Origin of the sequence: Paraeggerthella sp. Marseille-Q4926, from assembly GCF_916618935.1 — a bacterium.
GTDB classification, from domain to species: domain Bacteria; phylum Actinomycetota; class Coriobacteriia; order Coriobacteriales; family Eggerthellaceae; genus Paraeggerthella; species Paraeggerthella hominis.
The window spans coordinates 150,543-164,076 of sequence record NZ_CAKAKF010000001.1; the positions used below are offsets into that span (position 1 = coordinate 150,543).

Here is a 13,534-nt window from a genome sequence, read left to right on the forward strand (position 1 = left end):
CGAAGGGGGACCTCGCTTCCCTGTCTTGCCGGTTCTGTCCCTGCCGGGCGATCCGGCTTCGACGCGACGAGGGCTGGTATACTGGGAGCCCGAATGGAACCAACGCTGCAAGAGGTGCGCGATGATCGATGAGATACAGGTTGAGAACCTTGCGCTGATACGCGAAGCCGCGCTTGAGCCCGCGCGCGGGTTGACCGTGCTCACGGGCGAGACGGGCGCGGGCAAGACGGCGCTGCTTTCGGCGTTGAAGCTGCTCATGGGCGCGCGCGCCGATAAAGATTCCGTGCGCGACGGCGAGGACGCGCTGGCTGTATCGGGTCGGTTCTTCGGGATTGCGGCTCTGGGCGATGGCCAAGATGATGCGGTTGCCGATGATCTGGTGGTTTCGCGCCGGGTTACGTCGGACGGTCGGTCGCGCGTGAGCATCGACGGGCGCATGGCCAGCGTCGGGGAGCTTGCGCGCGTGGTTGCGCCCACGATAGACCTGTGCGGACAGCACGAGCATCAACGGCTCATGCGCCCCGTCAGCCATGTTCGCATGCTCGATGCGTGGGCGGGCGAAGCCGTGGCGGACGCGCTTGCCGCGTACGAAGCTGCGTTTTCCCAGGCTGACGCCGCGGCGGCTGAGCTTGCTCGCGTTCGCGAGGCGGGGGCTTCGACATCCGCGAAGCTCGATGAAGCGCGGTTCGTGCTCCAGCGCATCGACGCGGTGTCGCCGCGCGAGGGGGAGTATGAAGAGCTGGCGGCCGATTTGGCAAGAGTGGAGCATGCCGAGGCATTGGCAATGGCGGCAAATGCGGCCCACGGAGCATTGGCGAGCGAAGGCGGGGCCGTCGACGCGCTCGGCGTTGCCGTAAGCGCTCTGGATGCCGCTGCCCGTCATGACGGCAAGCTGGGCGAGTACGCCGACGCCCTGCGGGAGGCGGGATACGTTCTGGAGGACATCGCCCGTGAAACGCGCGATTATCGTGACAGCGTGGAGTTCGACCCCGAGGTTCTTTCCCAGCAGCAGGAGCGCATGGCTGCGCTTCAAGGCTTGCTGCGCGCGCACGGCCCGCGTATGGAAGACGTGCTGGCATGTCGTGAAGAAGCCGCTGACCTGGTATCTTTAGTAGACGACGCCGCCGAGCGGGAGCGCGCGGCCCAGCAGGCCGTCGATCGCGCCGAGCAGGCGCTTGCCGATGCGGCGTCTGCTCTGGATGCCGCTCGCGCCGACGCCGCCCCTCGCTTCGCGGCTGCCGTGACGCAGCACATGGGACGTTTGAAAATGGGTGGAGCGCAGCTGGTCTGCTCGATTCAGGCGCTCGATCGAAGCGCTTGGACGAAAGCGGGGCCGTCGAGCGTCGAGTTTTTGTTCCGTCCCGGTTCCGGCATGCAGGCTCGACCGCTGGCGCGCATCGCGTCTGGCGGCGAGGTCAGCCGCGTGATGTTGGCGATCAAGGTGGTCCTAGGCGAGTCCGACGACGTTGATACGCTCGTGTTCGACGAGGTGGATGCCGGCGTGGGCGGGTCGACGGCGGTTGCCCTGGCCGATGTGCTGGCCGATCTTGCCCGCACGCATCAGGTGCTCGTGGTGACGCATCTTGCCCAGGTGGCCGTGCGCGGCCATGCTCATTACGTGGTTCGGAAGGTCGACGGCGCATCCGGCATGCCCGAGACCGAGCTGCGCCGCCTTTCCGCAGAGGATCGGCCGGCTGAGATCGCTCGCATGCTATCGGGCGATGCTACGGACGCCTCGCTTGCCCATGCGCGCGAAATGATCGATGCCGTTCAGGGGTAGCCCTCGAAAGACGTGTTAGCGAAAAGTGCGCGCAAGCCCCCGCGAAGGTTGCGCGCGCTTTTGTTGGATTCGCCTCTCTCCTAAAACTTTGCATTGCTCGTGGAAATTTTCGGGGGGGGGGGGGTATTTCCTTCTTTGCCCTGTGCTAGGATTGCCTCGGGTTCTTTCGCCGTTCGTCGCGAAACCCTTTATGATTTCAAGGGGAGAGACCAGCTACACGTACGCGTTCGCGCTTTGCGGTCTGGTGATTTGAAGGTTGGGGCGATGGCTGACCAGGCGTTTGATTTGCTTACGAAGGCAAGGAGCTTCATCGATGCCTGCTTTGGGCGGTGCGATGAGGCTGCTGCGAACGCCTATGTGACGGATTCCTTTTCGATGTGCGGTTTTGAAACGTCGGCCGCTTCGGGCGAATTGCGTGCGCATCGTGCGCTCGAAGAGGTGTGCGGCCTGGTTCGCGCCGCCGATGCCCGGCTGGTCTTTTGCGAGTGCCGTATGGCACATGCGTCTTGCGACCATGCTCTTGCGGTGTCGCGTATTCGCTTGAATGTCCGGAATCGTGCGTATTCGGACGGCTTTTTTCTCGAGCGAGAGCACCAGCTTACGATTGCATTCGCTTTGGTCGAAAATTCCTGGCTTATCGAGCATGTGCATATTTCCGTTTGCGACGGACTTCAGGGGCCGGTGATCGGGCTGCATCGAACGTCGGCGCAATCGATGGAACAAGTGCGGCGCGAGAGCCTTGAGCGCGATCGATACAAGATTGTGGCTGAGCTGACCGATGACGTCGTGTTCGAATACGACGTTCTTGAGGACAGGCTCACCTTGGCGAGCGCTTGCTTCGACCGGGACCGGGGCATGGTGCGCGATCGTCTTGTTATTGAGCAGTACGGTGGTTCCGTTCGCGAAGAAGAGTTCGTGCATCCTGATGATCTGGGACGATATCGTTCTGATCGCAGCATGCTGGAGCTGCCCGGCGGCGCTCCCGGATGGGAGGAGCGGCCTTACTCGCTTGAATACCGACTGCGTCCCTGCGGTGGTGACGGGTCTTTCGTCGAGGCTGATTCGTATGCGCATCGGCGCGTGGTCGGTCGACGCTTTTTGGGGTCGGACGGTCGTCCTGTCAAGCACGTCGGGAAGATCATGGACGTAACCGAAGAGGTCAAACTGGTGCAGCAGCTTCAGACCGACGCGTTGACCGGAGCATGCAATAGGACGTACCTGCTGTCGCGGCTTGCCGATTTGACCCGAGCGAAGCAGCCCGACGTCGCTTTCGCCTTCCTTTTGGTTGACGTCGACTGCTTCAAGGCCGTTAACGACAATTTGGGCCATTTGATCGGCGACGATGTGCTGGTGGGGCTCGTTGGCATTGCGAAGCTGCTTTTTCGCGAATCCGACGTTGTTGCCCGATTGGGCGGCGATGAGTTCATGGTGTTCATGGCCGATGTGTACGATCCCGCTATCGTGAGCGAGAAATCAGCCGCGCTTATCGAGTATTTCGGCGATCTTACCTGTGCATGCGGTGCTCCGCCGGAAGTCGGTTTGAGCGTGGGGGAGGTTGTTGCGTTCGACGTTCCCTCTTTCGAAGAGGTGTATCGCCGTGCCGATATCGCGCTGTACTGGGCAAAGGCGCATGGGAAAAACTGCGTGGCTCGTTACGAGGACGGTATGGAGTATCCGCCCATGCCCGTGGAGCAAGGCAAGGGGACGAAATGAGCCGGGCTCCGTCCCCTTGCCTTGAAGCGTTAGCGCTGGTGTGAGCGCTTCCTGCGGCGAACCGCTGCGCATGCCGTCGTTGTTCCCGCGATAAGGACGACGCTCAGCACGATGGACGGAAGCAGGCTATCGTCGGTTGATGCCAGCGCCTTCGCGTTCGACGGCGGTTCGGGCAGCGGGGCGGGGGTTGCCGGGTTCTCGGGATTCGTTGGCGCGGGCGTCGGGGGCGTGGCTACGGGAACGCCGCTTGCCGCAAGGTGGAGCGGGCCGGTGACGGCGCTCTTCTTGATGGCTACGACGCCGGTGGCTGCATCGTAGGTGTAGTCCGCGCCCGCGACCAGCTCTTGCCCATCGGCGCTTCCCAGGCGCACGCTCACCGAGGTGGGCAGCGTGTAGCCGGTGTCGGCTGCGAGCGTGAAGTGGTTGCTCTCCTGGCTATCCTTTTGATACGTTGCGACCAGCTGCTCGGCGCCGGTTTCCGCAAGGGAAAGCCCGGTCAGGCTCGCTCTTACGGGGAAGGTGCACGAGGTGGTCGTTCCGCCTTGAACGTTGATGCCCTGTTCGAAGAGGCCGCCCTCGATCGATCCACCCGTTCCGTTGGTTACCGGGTTGCTGAAGCAGGGGATGACGGGATCGCCCGCAGCATCAAGGCCGTTTTTGATGATGCCTTCGTCGTTCTCCACCTGCCCCCGGAACGCGCCTCCGGAAATGGTTCCATTGTTGGAGAGCACGCCGCTGAACGTTCCTCCCTCGATGGTTCCGAAGTTGTCCATCTCCTCCGAGTTGAACGTGCCTCCTGAGATAATGCAGGATTTATTCCTGTCAGCGTCGAATCGCGCGTTGCCGTTCTGCACGTAGGCGTTGAACGTGCCTGCGCCTTCAATGGCGCCGCTATTGTTGACGTCGACGTTGAACATGCCGCCGCCGATCGTTCCGGAGTTGGTCACGCTGTTGCTATAGCCGTGCTCCGACGCATCCGCATCGAACGTGCCGCCGGAGATTGATCCGCCTTCGTCGTTGTTGACGTCCACCGAAAACGCACCACTCTTGATGGACCCGTAGTTATTCACGGTATAGCAAAACGGTTTTGTCCTGGTGATGTCGGCGAACGCGCCTCCTGCGATGGTTCCGTGATTGTCGACTCTTTCCTCGAACGTGCCTCCCTCGATAGAACCGCTGCGGAATCCCATCACCAGGCAGTTGAACTCTCCGCCCGTGATGGTGCCGCCGGAGGTGCTCACGTAGGGGCCGTTGGGGTCGTTCGGATTGCTGCCGAACGTGCCGCCTTGGATGGTACCGGCGTTGCCGACGCGCGCGTTGAACGTGCCGCCCTGGATGACGCCGCCCGTTTCGTTGCGCACGGCGAAGCCGCTTCCCTTCGATCCGTTGGCGAAGATACCGTCCACGATGACGCCGCTGTTCCGGACGCGGTTTTCGCCGGAAGCGTCGAACGCGCGGCCCGTGAGCGTGAACGCGTATCCCGCTTGGAGGATGAGCTTGTTGCTCTCGTATGTCCATCCGGTGCCCGATGTGTCCACTGGCGCACCGTTCTCGCCGATCTGGATCGTGACGGGAATGGGCGTTCCGCCCCCTTCGTCAGCAAATGCGACGCTCGGAACGAGCGAGCAGGCCAGAACCAGTGCTGTGACCATAGCGAGCAGGCGTTTTCCCATAAGAACCCCTTTCGGATGCGCTGATCGTTTCATGGTAGCACGAAGGGGTTGGAGCGATGATGGCACTGTAAGTATTTGCGTTATCTTGCGGGCTCTATGGCGTTTGCGCAAACGCCATAGAGCGAACGATGCCGTTGCGATTGCGATTGCAACGGCGGGGCCATTGTCGATCCAAAAACACGTTTTAGCGCCAGAAAACGTGTTTTTGGATCGACAATGGCTTTCGCTTCCTTATCTCAAAAGCTAGATCATCCGGTCAGTTTGCTCTTGTTTCGCGGCTTCTTCTCCGCGTTCGGCCAAATACATGCCCATGGTGTGCTGCGTGATGTCGGATCGGTTGATGACGCCGACCACATGCCCGTCGTCTAGCACGGGCACTTTCTTCAGGTGGTTCTCGCCTAGAACGCGGCAAACCTCGGTCAAGTTGTCGTGGGCGTCCACGCCGATGATGCCCTTCGCGCCGATGCTTCGAGCGGACATCGACATAAGGTCGTCGAGTTTCTTCTTGAAGTCGTCCGAATCCGAGCGGATGGTCTGGATGATCATGACCACGGGATCCATGACCATGGCGCTGCGCTTCGACAGGAACCTCATGATGTCGCCGTCCGATATGAACCCGACCGCTTTCCCGCGTTCGTCCACCAGGGGCACGGCGCTGATGTGCTTGTCCACAAGCAGCTGCATGGCCTCGGCTACCGTGGCGGTTTCGGGCAGTGTGTACACCTCGCGCTTCATGATGGACTCAAGCACCGTCCGGCGTACGTTTCCTTTGTCCTGAGCTGCGGTTTCTCCAGGCTTGTTCTTTACCAGGAACACTACCATGACAAACCCTGCCAAGCACATGAGGCTGGCTACGGCGAACGCCATGTCAATGCCGAAGAAGCTGGCCGCGGGCTGTCCCATGTTGGGCGCGCTCATGTTCGTGGCTATGGTAGACGTCGAAATGATGATGGCGGTGCCAAGCGACCCTGCCACCTGGCGCAGCGTGTTGTTCACGGAGGTGCCGTGGTTCACCAGATCGTTGTCAAGCGCGTTCATGCCCCATGTGGTGATGGGCATGTTCACCAGCGACAGCGAGAACATGCGCACGGTATATATAAGCGTAAGCGTGATGATGCCCATGTCCGGGCCCAAGAACACGAAGCAGAACGAGGTAGCCGTCAGCATGCCCATGCCCACCAGGCTCAACGCGCGCGGCCCGTGCTTGTCGAAAAGCCGCCCGGCAATAGGGCCCATGGCTCCCATGATGATGGCGCCGGGCAGCAGCACCAGGCCGGACACCGTGGCGGAGTAGCCCATGAGCGATTGCAAGTAGATGGGCACCAGGATGCCAGCGGCCAGAAGCGCTCCCTGCACCAGCATCCCGATGACGGTTGCCACCAGGAACTTGCGATTGGCCAGCACGCGAACCTGCAGCATGGGATGCTCCATCTTCAGCTGGCGGCGGAAGAACAGCACGAGCGCCGCAACGCCTGCCAAAGTGCCGATGACCGCGCTTGCGCTCACGCCGTACGACCCGATGGCGGACAGCCCGTAAAGCAGGGCGCCGAAGCCGATGCTCGACAGGATGACGGAGGGGACGTCGAGGGTCACGTTCTTGTTCGTGTCCCCGCCCTTCTGCAGCACGAAGGCGGCGATCGCAGTCACCAAAACCGAAAGCGCGGTGATGATGTAGAACATGTCGTGCCAGGTGTAGCGGTCGATGATGACGCCGGCAGCGGTGGGGCCGATGGCCGGGCCGAACGCGATCACGATGCCGAACAGGCCCATGGCCGTTCCGCGCTTCTCGATGGGGAACGTCCACATGAGCACGGTCATGACCAGGGGCATGAGGATGCCTGCGCCCGCCGCTTGCACTAAGCGGCCCAGCAGCAGTACCAGAAAGTTGGGTCCCCATCCTGCAAGCGCGCTGCCTGCGGCGAAGATGACCATGGACACAAGGAACAGGCGACGGGTGGTGAACCGGTCGGTCAGAAACGCCGTAATGGGAATCATAATGGCGTTGACCAGGGTGAATCCGGTAGTAAGCCATTGCGCTGTTGCCGCGCCCACGTTCATTTCCGCCATGACCGATGGTAGGGCCGGGGCTACGACCGTCTGGTTCAAAACCGTGACGAACGTGCCGAACACCAATACGGCCAGCATAGCGATTTGCTTGCGCGATAGACCCATAAGCTGATTCCTTCCGATGTGCTTCCCTTGCGTACGATGCATGCGCTCCGCTTCGCGCACGAAGGCGCCTGCGAAACGGGTGCGCGACCCGGCCTCGCAGACGCCTTTTGCGCGTCGTGGAACCGATTTACACTCAGTATAAATATTCATTCGGTAGATGAAAAGTGCCTAGCGGCAAAGTTGTGGTACCCTGCACGGAAACGGCACATCGTTGGTGATGGGAGGTTGCGTCCGTCGTGGATGGAGCAGCATCGGAAGGTTTACGGTACCGCAAGAAACTCAAAGCGCGCCTCGCGGTGGAGCGCGCGGCGTTGGAGCTGGTTATCGAGCATGGGTTCGACGGCGTGACCGTGGAGGATATCTGCGCTCGTGCCGAGATATCGAAAAAGACGTTCTTCAACTACTTTTCGTCCAAAGCTTCCGCCGTCATGGGGTGGATGGACGCGTTTCCCGATGAAACGCGAATCGTGGAGATCCTTGAAGAGCACGCGCAGACCTGCTACCTCGACGTGCTGGTGGACGTGGTGGGGGCGCGGCTGTCGTCGGGGGCGGACGAATCGGTCATGGAGCTGCGCCGAGAGGCATTGTGCCTGATGCCCCAGCTGTTCTTCCAGGGGCAGCGCGACATCCTGGCTGTTCAGCACTCCATCGCGCAGGCGCTGCGCCTTTTGCTGGTGGAACATCCCGAACGGCGCATGCTCGGAAGCCGCCCGATCGAGGAAGAGGCGCTGGTCGCCTCGTCGACGGCGATCAGTCTTGCGCGCACGCGCGCGATCCTGCATGTGCGCGGCGACGACGAGCCTTCCGCCGTCGACACGCGCCGTATGATTGCGAACTACCTGCTGGCAGGGGACGCCGCATCGTCTTGAGGCGTCGCTTGAGCGGAAACCTGACGCTCCTTGTCGCATTCGCTCGGTATACTGAAACGATGCGATGCGCGACGTGTTGTCGCGCGCGATCGATCACGTTTCGAAAAGAGGCGCCTCATGCATGCTCGCTCCGCCCGCACGCTGTTCGACCGACTCGCCGCCGCATTGTGCGCGCTGGTGCTGGTGTTGGGGCTTGTGCCCCTCGCGCCCGCTTCCGCTGCTGCCGAAGAGCAAAGGGGCGAACCTGCCGCCGCTTCTGTTGAGGAGCTGCTGAATGCCGGCGCGTACCGCGAAGGCGAGGCGCTTGTGGTGTACCGCGCCGACGAGGGGCCTGCGCGCTCCCGCTCGCTCGACGCGGCCGACCCGCTTGCCTCTGCGGGCTTCTCGGTTGCCGAGTCGTGGGATTTTTCCGGAGCCGGCGCGGCTGCGGCCGTGAGCACGTTCTCGCTTGACGAGAGCACGGGAGAAGGCGCCGACCAGGACGATGCCGCCGTGGTGGCGCGCGTGACGAAGCCGGGTGCAACCACGGCTGCGTTGCTCGAAGAGCTGCGGGCGATGGACGGCGTGCTGGCGGCGGCGCCGAACTACGTGCACGAGAGCATCGGGGCCGTGGAGCCCGACGGATACGAAGCGGGCTTGCCGAGCATTCCCCCGGTTGCGCCGGTTGGCGAAACGCATGCTTCCGAGCAGCCGGTCCTTGCAGGTACCGAGGTGCTTTCGGTGAACGAGGGGACGCAAGCGAGCACGACGAACGATCCGCTGTCCGCTTTGCAGTGGGCGCTCGATAACGACATAGTTTCCGATTCCGGGATCGCGGCAAATTCAGACGTATCGTTTTCCTCGGTGTGCGCGCAGGCAACGCAAGGGGTGGAGAACATCGTTGCCGTACTCGACAGCGGCGTCGATTACGGCAACGAGGACCTGCGTGGTGCGATGTGGGAGAACCCCGGTGATATTCCCGGTGTACCGGGCCGCGCGGGCACGCACGGCTTCGACTTCATCGATGGCGACGACGAGCCGCTTCCGGAAAATAACAGCTTCGAAGAGTCCCACGGCACGCATTGTGCTGGCATCGTGGCGGCGACCAGCGATAATGAGACCGGGATTGCAGGCGTCTCGCCGAAGACGAAGATCATGGCGCTCAGGACGAACGGGGCTTCTACTGGCGGTAACACCTACGACAGCTCTGTGCTGGCCGCGTACGAGTACCTGCTGCATGCGAAGCTGGCAGGCCAGAATGTGGTGGCTGCCAACAACTCATGGAGTGGCGCTATCTCGCCGGTGACGGAGTACGCCATGAACCAGGCCGGTCGCGCGGGAGTGCTTACCGTGTTTGCTGCCGGTAACAACGACGTCGATGCGGGGTCGGTGGACAACAACCGCATAACGTACGGTTTGTCTGGCAGTCCGTATATCCTTTCGGTTGCGGCAACGCTGCCGCAGGGGAAGTACGCGACATACACCAACTACAACAAATCCATCGTGGACGTGGCGGCTCCTGGCTCGGTCATCCTCTCAACGGTTGCTCGGGGCGCGCAATCGTTCCTGCCTGCTGCGGCGAAGCTGCAGGACAAGGCGGACGGCGCTGCGGGCGTGCGGTCTCTTTACTACCACAACATGACCGACTTCGCGCAGGCTGATAGCGGCGCCCACCTTGTCCTTTACGGCCAAGACAGGATGCCCGCAGCTGATCAGAGCAGGCTTTCGGCGTCGACGGGCTCGGGCCTCGATGGAAGACGTGCGCTCAAAATCACCGTCGACGGCATGACCAAGTACGAGGGAGCCGCTGTCACCTGGCGCATTGCCAATCCCTTCCGCGACATGTCTTGGGAAAGGGCCCGGGAGGTGCGCGTGTCCGCCCTGCCGGGGCTTTCGGCTTTTGCGGGGGGTGGAGACGGGGAGCCGATGGTTTTCGCCGCGGCCTCCGTGATCGACGAACGCGGCAACGCCCTGACCAGTGGCGAGGCATCCTATGGCTCGTTCGACAATCAGAGCCTGGGGTACGCGCGTTTCACGGATGAAGAGTCGTTCAACCGCATCAAGGATCAGGACACGGTGCGCGTGGGCGTCGACCTGCTCTTGCTCACGGATACTTCAGGTGAAGGATCGACTTCCCTTACCGTCACCGATTTCGGCATGGGGTTCGTTGTCGACGATCAGGCATACGACTATCGCTCCGGCACGTCCATGGCGTGTCCGCTCGTGGCGGGGGCCATCGGCTTGCTGGCGTCGCTTCATCCTGAGGATTCGGCGCTCGACCTGCGTGGTCGCATCGTCGGCGGCACGAAGGCGAGCAATCTAGCAAGCGACCAGGTCAAGCAGACGGCTTCGAACGGCACGCTCGATCTGTCGGTGGCGAACGGGGATGCCGTGAACCCGAACACGTGGGACGCCCGCGAGGGGGTTGACGCACAAGGTTCGCCAGCGCTGGTGATAGAGGGGTATGCCCTTGACCGGGCCACGCAGCTTGCCATCGACGGTGTTGCCGTGGATGGAGACCGTTGGGAGGCATCCGCCGACGGCTCGCACGTGGTCGTTCGCGACGCATCGCTGCTCGACGGCGCCCGGCACAGCGTGGTGGTGGGGGATGGCGCGGCCAAGCATCAGGCCGTCTATACGTTCCCGAAAGCCGAGCAGCGCCTTTCCTTCGAGCGAGTGGCCGACTTGCCCGACCCGGGGATTCCCGGCGAGGCCGGGTTCGACTCGGGCTTGTTGATTGCTGCGTCCGACCGGCTGTTCTGCCTCGACTCAAAGGGGCGTTACCTGTACTCGTACGATCCCGATAGCGCGGACGGGTGGACGGCGTGCGCGCCGCCGAGCGGAGCGGGGTTTGACGGGTCGTACTTCCGTGCAAACGGCGCTGCCGCCTACGCCGATGGAAAGCTGTACCTCACGGTGCTCCACGATGGGGAAACGGGCGACCCCGAAAAGCCGTATGTGCTGTTCTTGGGCATGGTTTCCTACGATATAGCAGCCGACGCCTGGAGCGACGAGGTGGTCGATTTCCTATCGTCGGATCCCGGCGGCGCCGGCAGGCATTTTGCGCCGGTTGGCTTGGCCTCGTGCGACGGTCTCATCTACGTTAGCGTTAATTCCCGGATGCAACGACATGTCGTAGAGTACGACCCCGCAACGGGCGACGGGGGAGTTGTCGACATCGCCGCGGCCAATCCTGCAGGGATGTTCGGCTCGCTTGCGTCCGGGCGCACGGCGCCGCTTGTTGCGATAGGGGACCAGGTGCGCTTCGTCGGCTTCGTTCCGGAGGGGGACGGCTACGCGATGGCCCTGGGAACGTTCGACGGTGAAACGTTCGGCATTGTGGAGCCGGGCGCAGATGCGCCGAGGTTCGGTTCCGACGAACTCGATGCGCTGGAAGGGTACGCGCGACAGGCTGCAGCTGCAACGGGAGATTCGATCGTGTTCACAGGGGCGTCGGCCGACGGCCTGGGCGATACCTATGCGGTCGATGCGGCTACCGGTGCGTGGCGCTCGCTTGGCGTGAAGGCTCCGGGCGACGGATCGGCGGCGGTTGCCACGGCATGCTTCTACCGGGGCGAGTACTACGTGTTGGCTGCAAGCGAGGGCCCGGATGGCCGGCCGACCACGTCGCTGTACCGCTTGCCCGATGAAGTGGAGTTGATGCCGAACGATCACGTGGCCAGCGCTCAAGCTGCCGAAGGCGGCAAGGTGAAGGTATCGTACGATGCATTGGCCGCGCCCGCGGCGCGCACGGCGGGCGGAGCTGCGGGATCCGCCGCATCCGCGCGCGTGGAACACGTTGCTCTAGGCGATGCCGTCACTTGGACGGCCGTGCCCGACGAGGGCTACGCGTTTGCCGGATGGTACGGCCAAGACGGCGCACTCGTTGACGAAGAGGCCGTTCATCGGCAGCCTGTGACGGCCGATGTGTCTCTGATCGCTCGGTTCGTCGCCGTCGAGCCTGGCCCTGGCCCCGGCCCTGGTCCTGCGCCGGGCGGTGGCTCCGAGCCGACGCTGCCGACGACGCCGCAGGCGCAGCCCGACCCGAAGCCGCTCGTGTCAACCGGCGATGGGGCGTTTGCTGCGGAGGCGGTCGTGGCGCTTTCGGCAGCGGGGTTAGTTTGCGCTCTGACGCTCGCCGTGCGACGGCGCCGCGTCGGGCGCTAAAAGCAGAGGCGGTTGGCGCGGTGCGCTCGCCGACGTGCGGCGCCAGGGTTCGGAAGCGGGTTTTTGGAAATCGGGCGCAAATCGGGGTCTGTGACAATTTCTCGTGCGAAAACGAAGCGGTGCGGTGGCGTCCCGTTTCGCCGTGCCGATGTCGACGTTCGCAATCCCGTTTTGTCCCTGATTTCGAAAACCGCTTGACACCTTTCTCTAACGTTATGCTATAGTTTGCGCCACAACTGAATACCTTGAAACCGATGAGGCGAAGATCAAGCCATCATGAGCACTCACAGAGAGCGGGCGCAGCTGAGATTCCCGCAGTAAGCTGGATGGTAAATGGATCGCCGAGGGAAAGGGGAAAGGAAGGCTTGCCGCAAACGGCTCGGCCGACCGAGTATCCGGACCGTGAGCCTGCGTTAAAGGCAGAGCATGTGATGGCATGTTCATGAGAGGGCCTCGAAACCGAGGTCAATAAAGGTGGCACCGCAGGTTGAAGACCTGTCCTTTATTCGTAAAGGACAGGTCTTTTTTTTGTGCGCGGCGCATCAGGAAAGGAAGCGGGATGAAGCAGCATGTGAAGCAGGGAGCAACGGTTGCAGCGGCGGTGCCGAAGGGCCGGTTGCGCGAAATGCCGGCTCCGAAGAAGAAGGCGGGCCTGACGACGCAGGATCTTATCCTGATCGCCGTGCTGCTTGCGGCGGGCGCGGTGCTGAAGTTGACGGTGGGCAGCGTGCTGACGTTCGCGGGCATGAAGCCCAACTTCATCATTGCCATGTACTGCCTGGCCATCGCGCTTACGCGGCCAAAGCCCTCGCAAGCGCTGGTGGTGGGGTTGCTGGCGGGCCTTATCTGCCAGATTCCCCTGCTGAGCGCAACGCCTTGGCTGAACATCCCCTCCGAGGCGCTGGGCGCTCTGACCATGGGGTTGCTGGTGCTCATTCCCATGAAGGTGGGCCGCCTCAACGTGGGAACCGCGGTCGCGGCGTTCGTGTCCACGGTGGTGTCGGGCTACACGTTCGTGCTGCTGCTGGCCGCCATGAACGGCATCGATCTGGTGGTGGCCGTGGCCAGCTACGCGATCATGGTGTTCGGTACGGCGGCGTTCAACGCGGTGCTCGTGCAGATCCTGGTCCTTCCCCTGCAAAAAGTCCTGAAGAAATAGCCTGGATCCAGGTTGAGAAGAT

At 62.6% G+C, this 13,534-nt stretch carries 8 protein-coding genes; 5 read left to right on the forward strand and 3 right to left on the reverse strand.

Going from position 1 to position 13,534, the window contains the following annotated elements:
- Positions 1 to 121 precede the first annotated feature (121 nt).
- Entirely contained in the window at positions 122 to 1,780 is a 1,659-nt protein-coding gene (gene recN, locus LG373_RS00645) for a DNA repair protein RecN (protein ID WP_225748698.1), read from the forward strand.
- Between the two features lie 213 nt (positions 1,781 to 1,993).
- Here recN and LG373_RS00650 read toward each other — a convergent pair whose 3' ends face one another.
- Positions 1,994 to 2,425, reverse strand: coding sequence for a hypothetical protein (locus LG373_RS00650; RefSeq protein ID WP_181792577.1), 432 nt, complete (start codon positions 2,423 to 2,425; stop codon positions 1,994 to 1,996).
- Between the two features lie 69 nt (positions 2,426 to 2,494).
- Here LG373_RS00650 and LG373_RS00655 point away from each other — a divergent pair, with 69 nt between their 5' ends.
- Positions 2,495 to 3,493, forward strand: a complete 999-nt coding sequence (locus LG373_RS00655; RefSeq protein ID WP_181792576.1) for a diguanylate cyclase — start codon at positions 2,495 to 2,497, stop codon at positions 3,491 to 3,493.
- Between the two features lie 29 nt (positions 3,494 to 3,522).
- Here the strand turns inward: LG373_RS00655 and LG373_RS00660 are convergent, their stop codons facing one another.
- Positions 3,523 to 5,166, reverse strand: a complete 1,644-nt coding sequence (locus LG373_RS00660) for a hypothetical protein (RefSeq protein WP_225748699.1) — start codon at positions 5,164 to 5,166, stop codon at positions 3,523 to 3,525.
- Positions 5,167 to 5,409: 243 nt separating this feature from the next.
- A complete protein-coding gene (locus LG373_RS00665) occupies positions 5,410 to 7,338 on the reverse strand; it encodes an MDR family MFS transporter (RefSeq protein WP_225748700.1) in 1,929 nt (642 codons plus the stop codon).
- Positions 7,339 to 7,574: 236 nt separating this feature from the next.
- Here LG373_RS00665 and LG373_RS00670 point away from each other — a divergent pair, with 236 nt between their 5' ends.
- From LG373_RS00670 to LG373_RS00680, 3 genes are all read left to right on the forward strand, one after another.
- Positions 7,575 to 8,207, forward strand: coding sequence for a TetR family transcriptional regulator (locus LG373_RS00670; protein WP_225748701.1), 633 nt, complete (start codon positions 7,575 to 7,577; stop codon positions 8,205 to 8,207).
- Positions 8,208 to 8,324: 117 nt separating this feature from the next.
- Positions 8,325 to 12,353: a S8 family serine peptidase gene (locus LG373_RS00675; protein ID WP_225748702.1), complete on the forward strand. Its 4,029-nt coding sequence runs from the start codon at positions 8,325 to 8,327 to the stop codon at positions 12,351 to 12,353.
- A 559-nt stretch (positions 12,354 to 12,912) separates the two neighbouring features.
- Positions 12,913 to 13,512, forward strand: a complete 600-nt coding sequence (locus LG373_RS00680) for a hypothetical protein (protein WP_225748703.1) — start codon at positions 12,913 to 12,915, stop codon at positions 13,510 to 13,512.
- The last annotated feature ends 22 nt before the right edge of the window (positions 13,513 to 13,534 follow it).

What these genes read in the sequence shown, in the direction of transcription:
- LG373_RS00680 (WP_225748703.1), top strand. Translation starts at nt 12,913, where the DNA reads ATGAAGCAGCATGTGAAGCAGGGAGCAACGGTTGCAGCGGCGGTGCCG.
- LG373_RS00655 (WP_181792576.1), top strand. Translation starts at nt 2,495, where the DNA reads ATGGAACAAGTGCGGCGCGAGAGCCTTGAGCGCGATCGATACAAGATT.
- LG373_RS00660 (WP_225748699.1), bottom strand. Translation starts at nt 5,166, where the DNA reads ATGGGAAAACGCCTGCTCGCTATGGTCACAGCACTGGTTCTGGCCTGC.
- LG373_RS00665 (WP_225748700.1), bottom strand. Translation starts at nt 7,338, where the DNA reads ATGGGTCTATCGCGCAAGCAAATCGCTATGCTGGCCGTATTGGTGTTC.
- LG373_RS00675 (WP_225748702.1), top strand. Translation starts at nt 8,325, where the DNA reads ATGCATGCTCGCTCCGCCCGCACGCTGTTCGACCGACTCGCCGCCGCA.
- LG373_RS00650 (WP_181792577.1), bottom strand. Translation starts at nt 2,425, where the DNA reads ATGCTCGATAAGCCAGGAATTTTCGACCAAAGCGAATGCAATCGTAAG.
- recN (WP_225748698.1), top strand. Translation starts at nt 122, where the DNA reads ATGATCGATGAGATACAGGTTGAGAACCTTGCGCTGATACGCGAAGCC.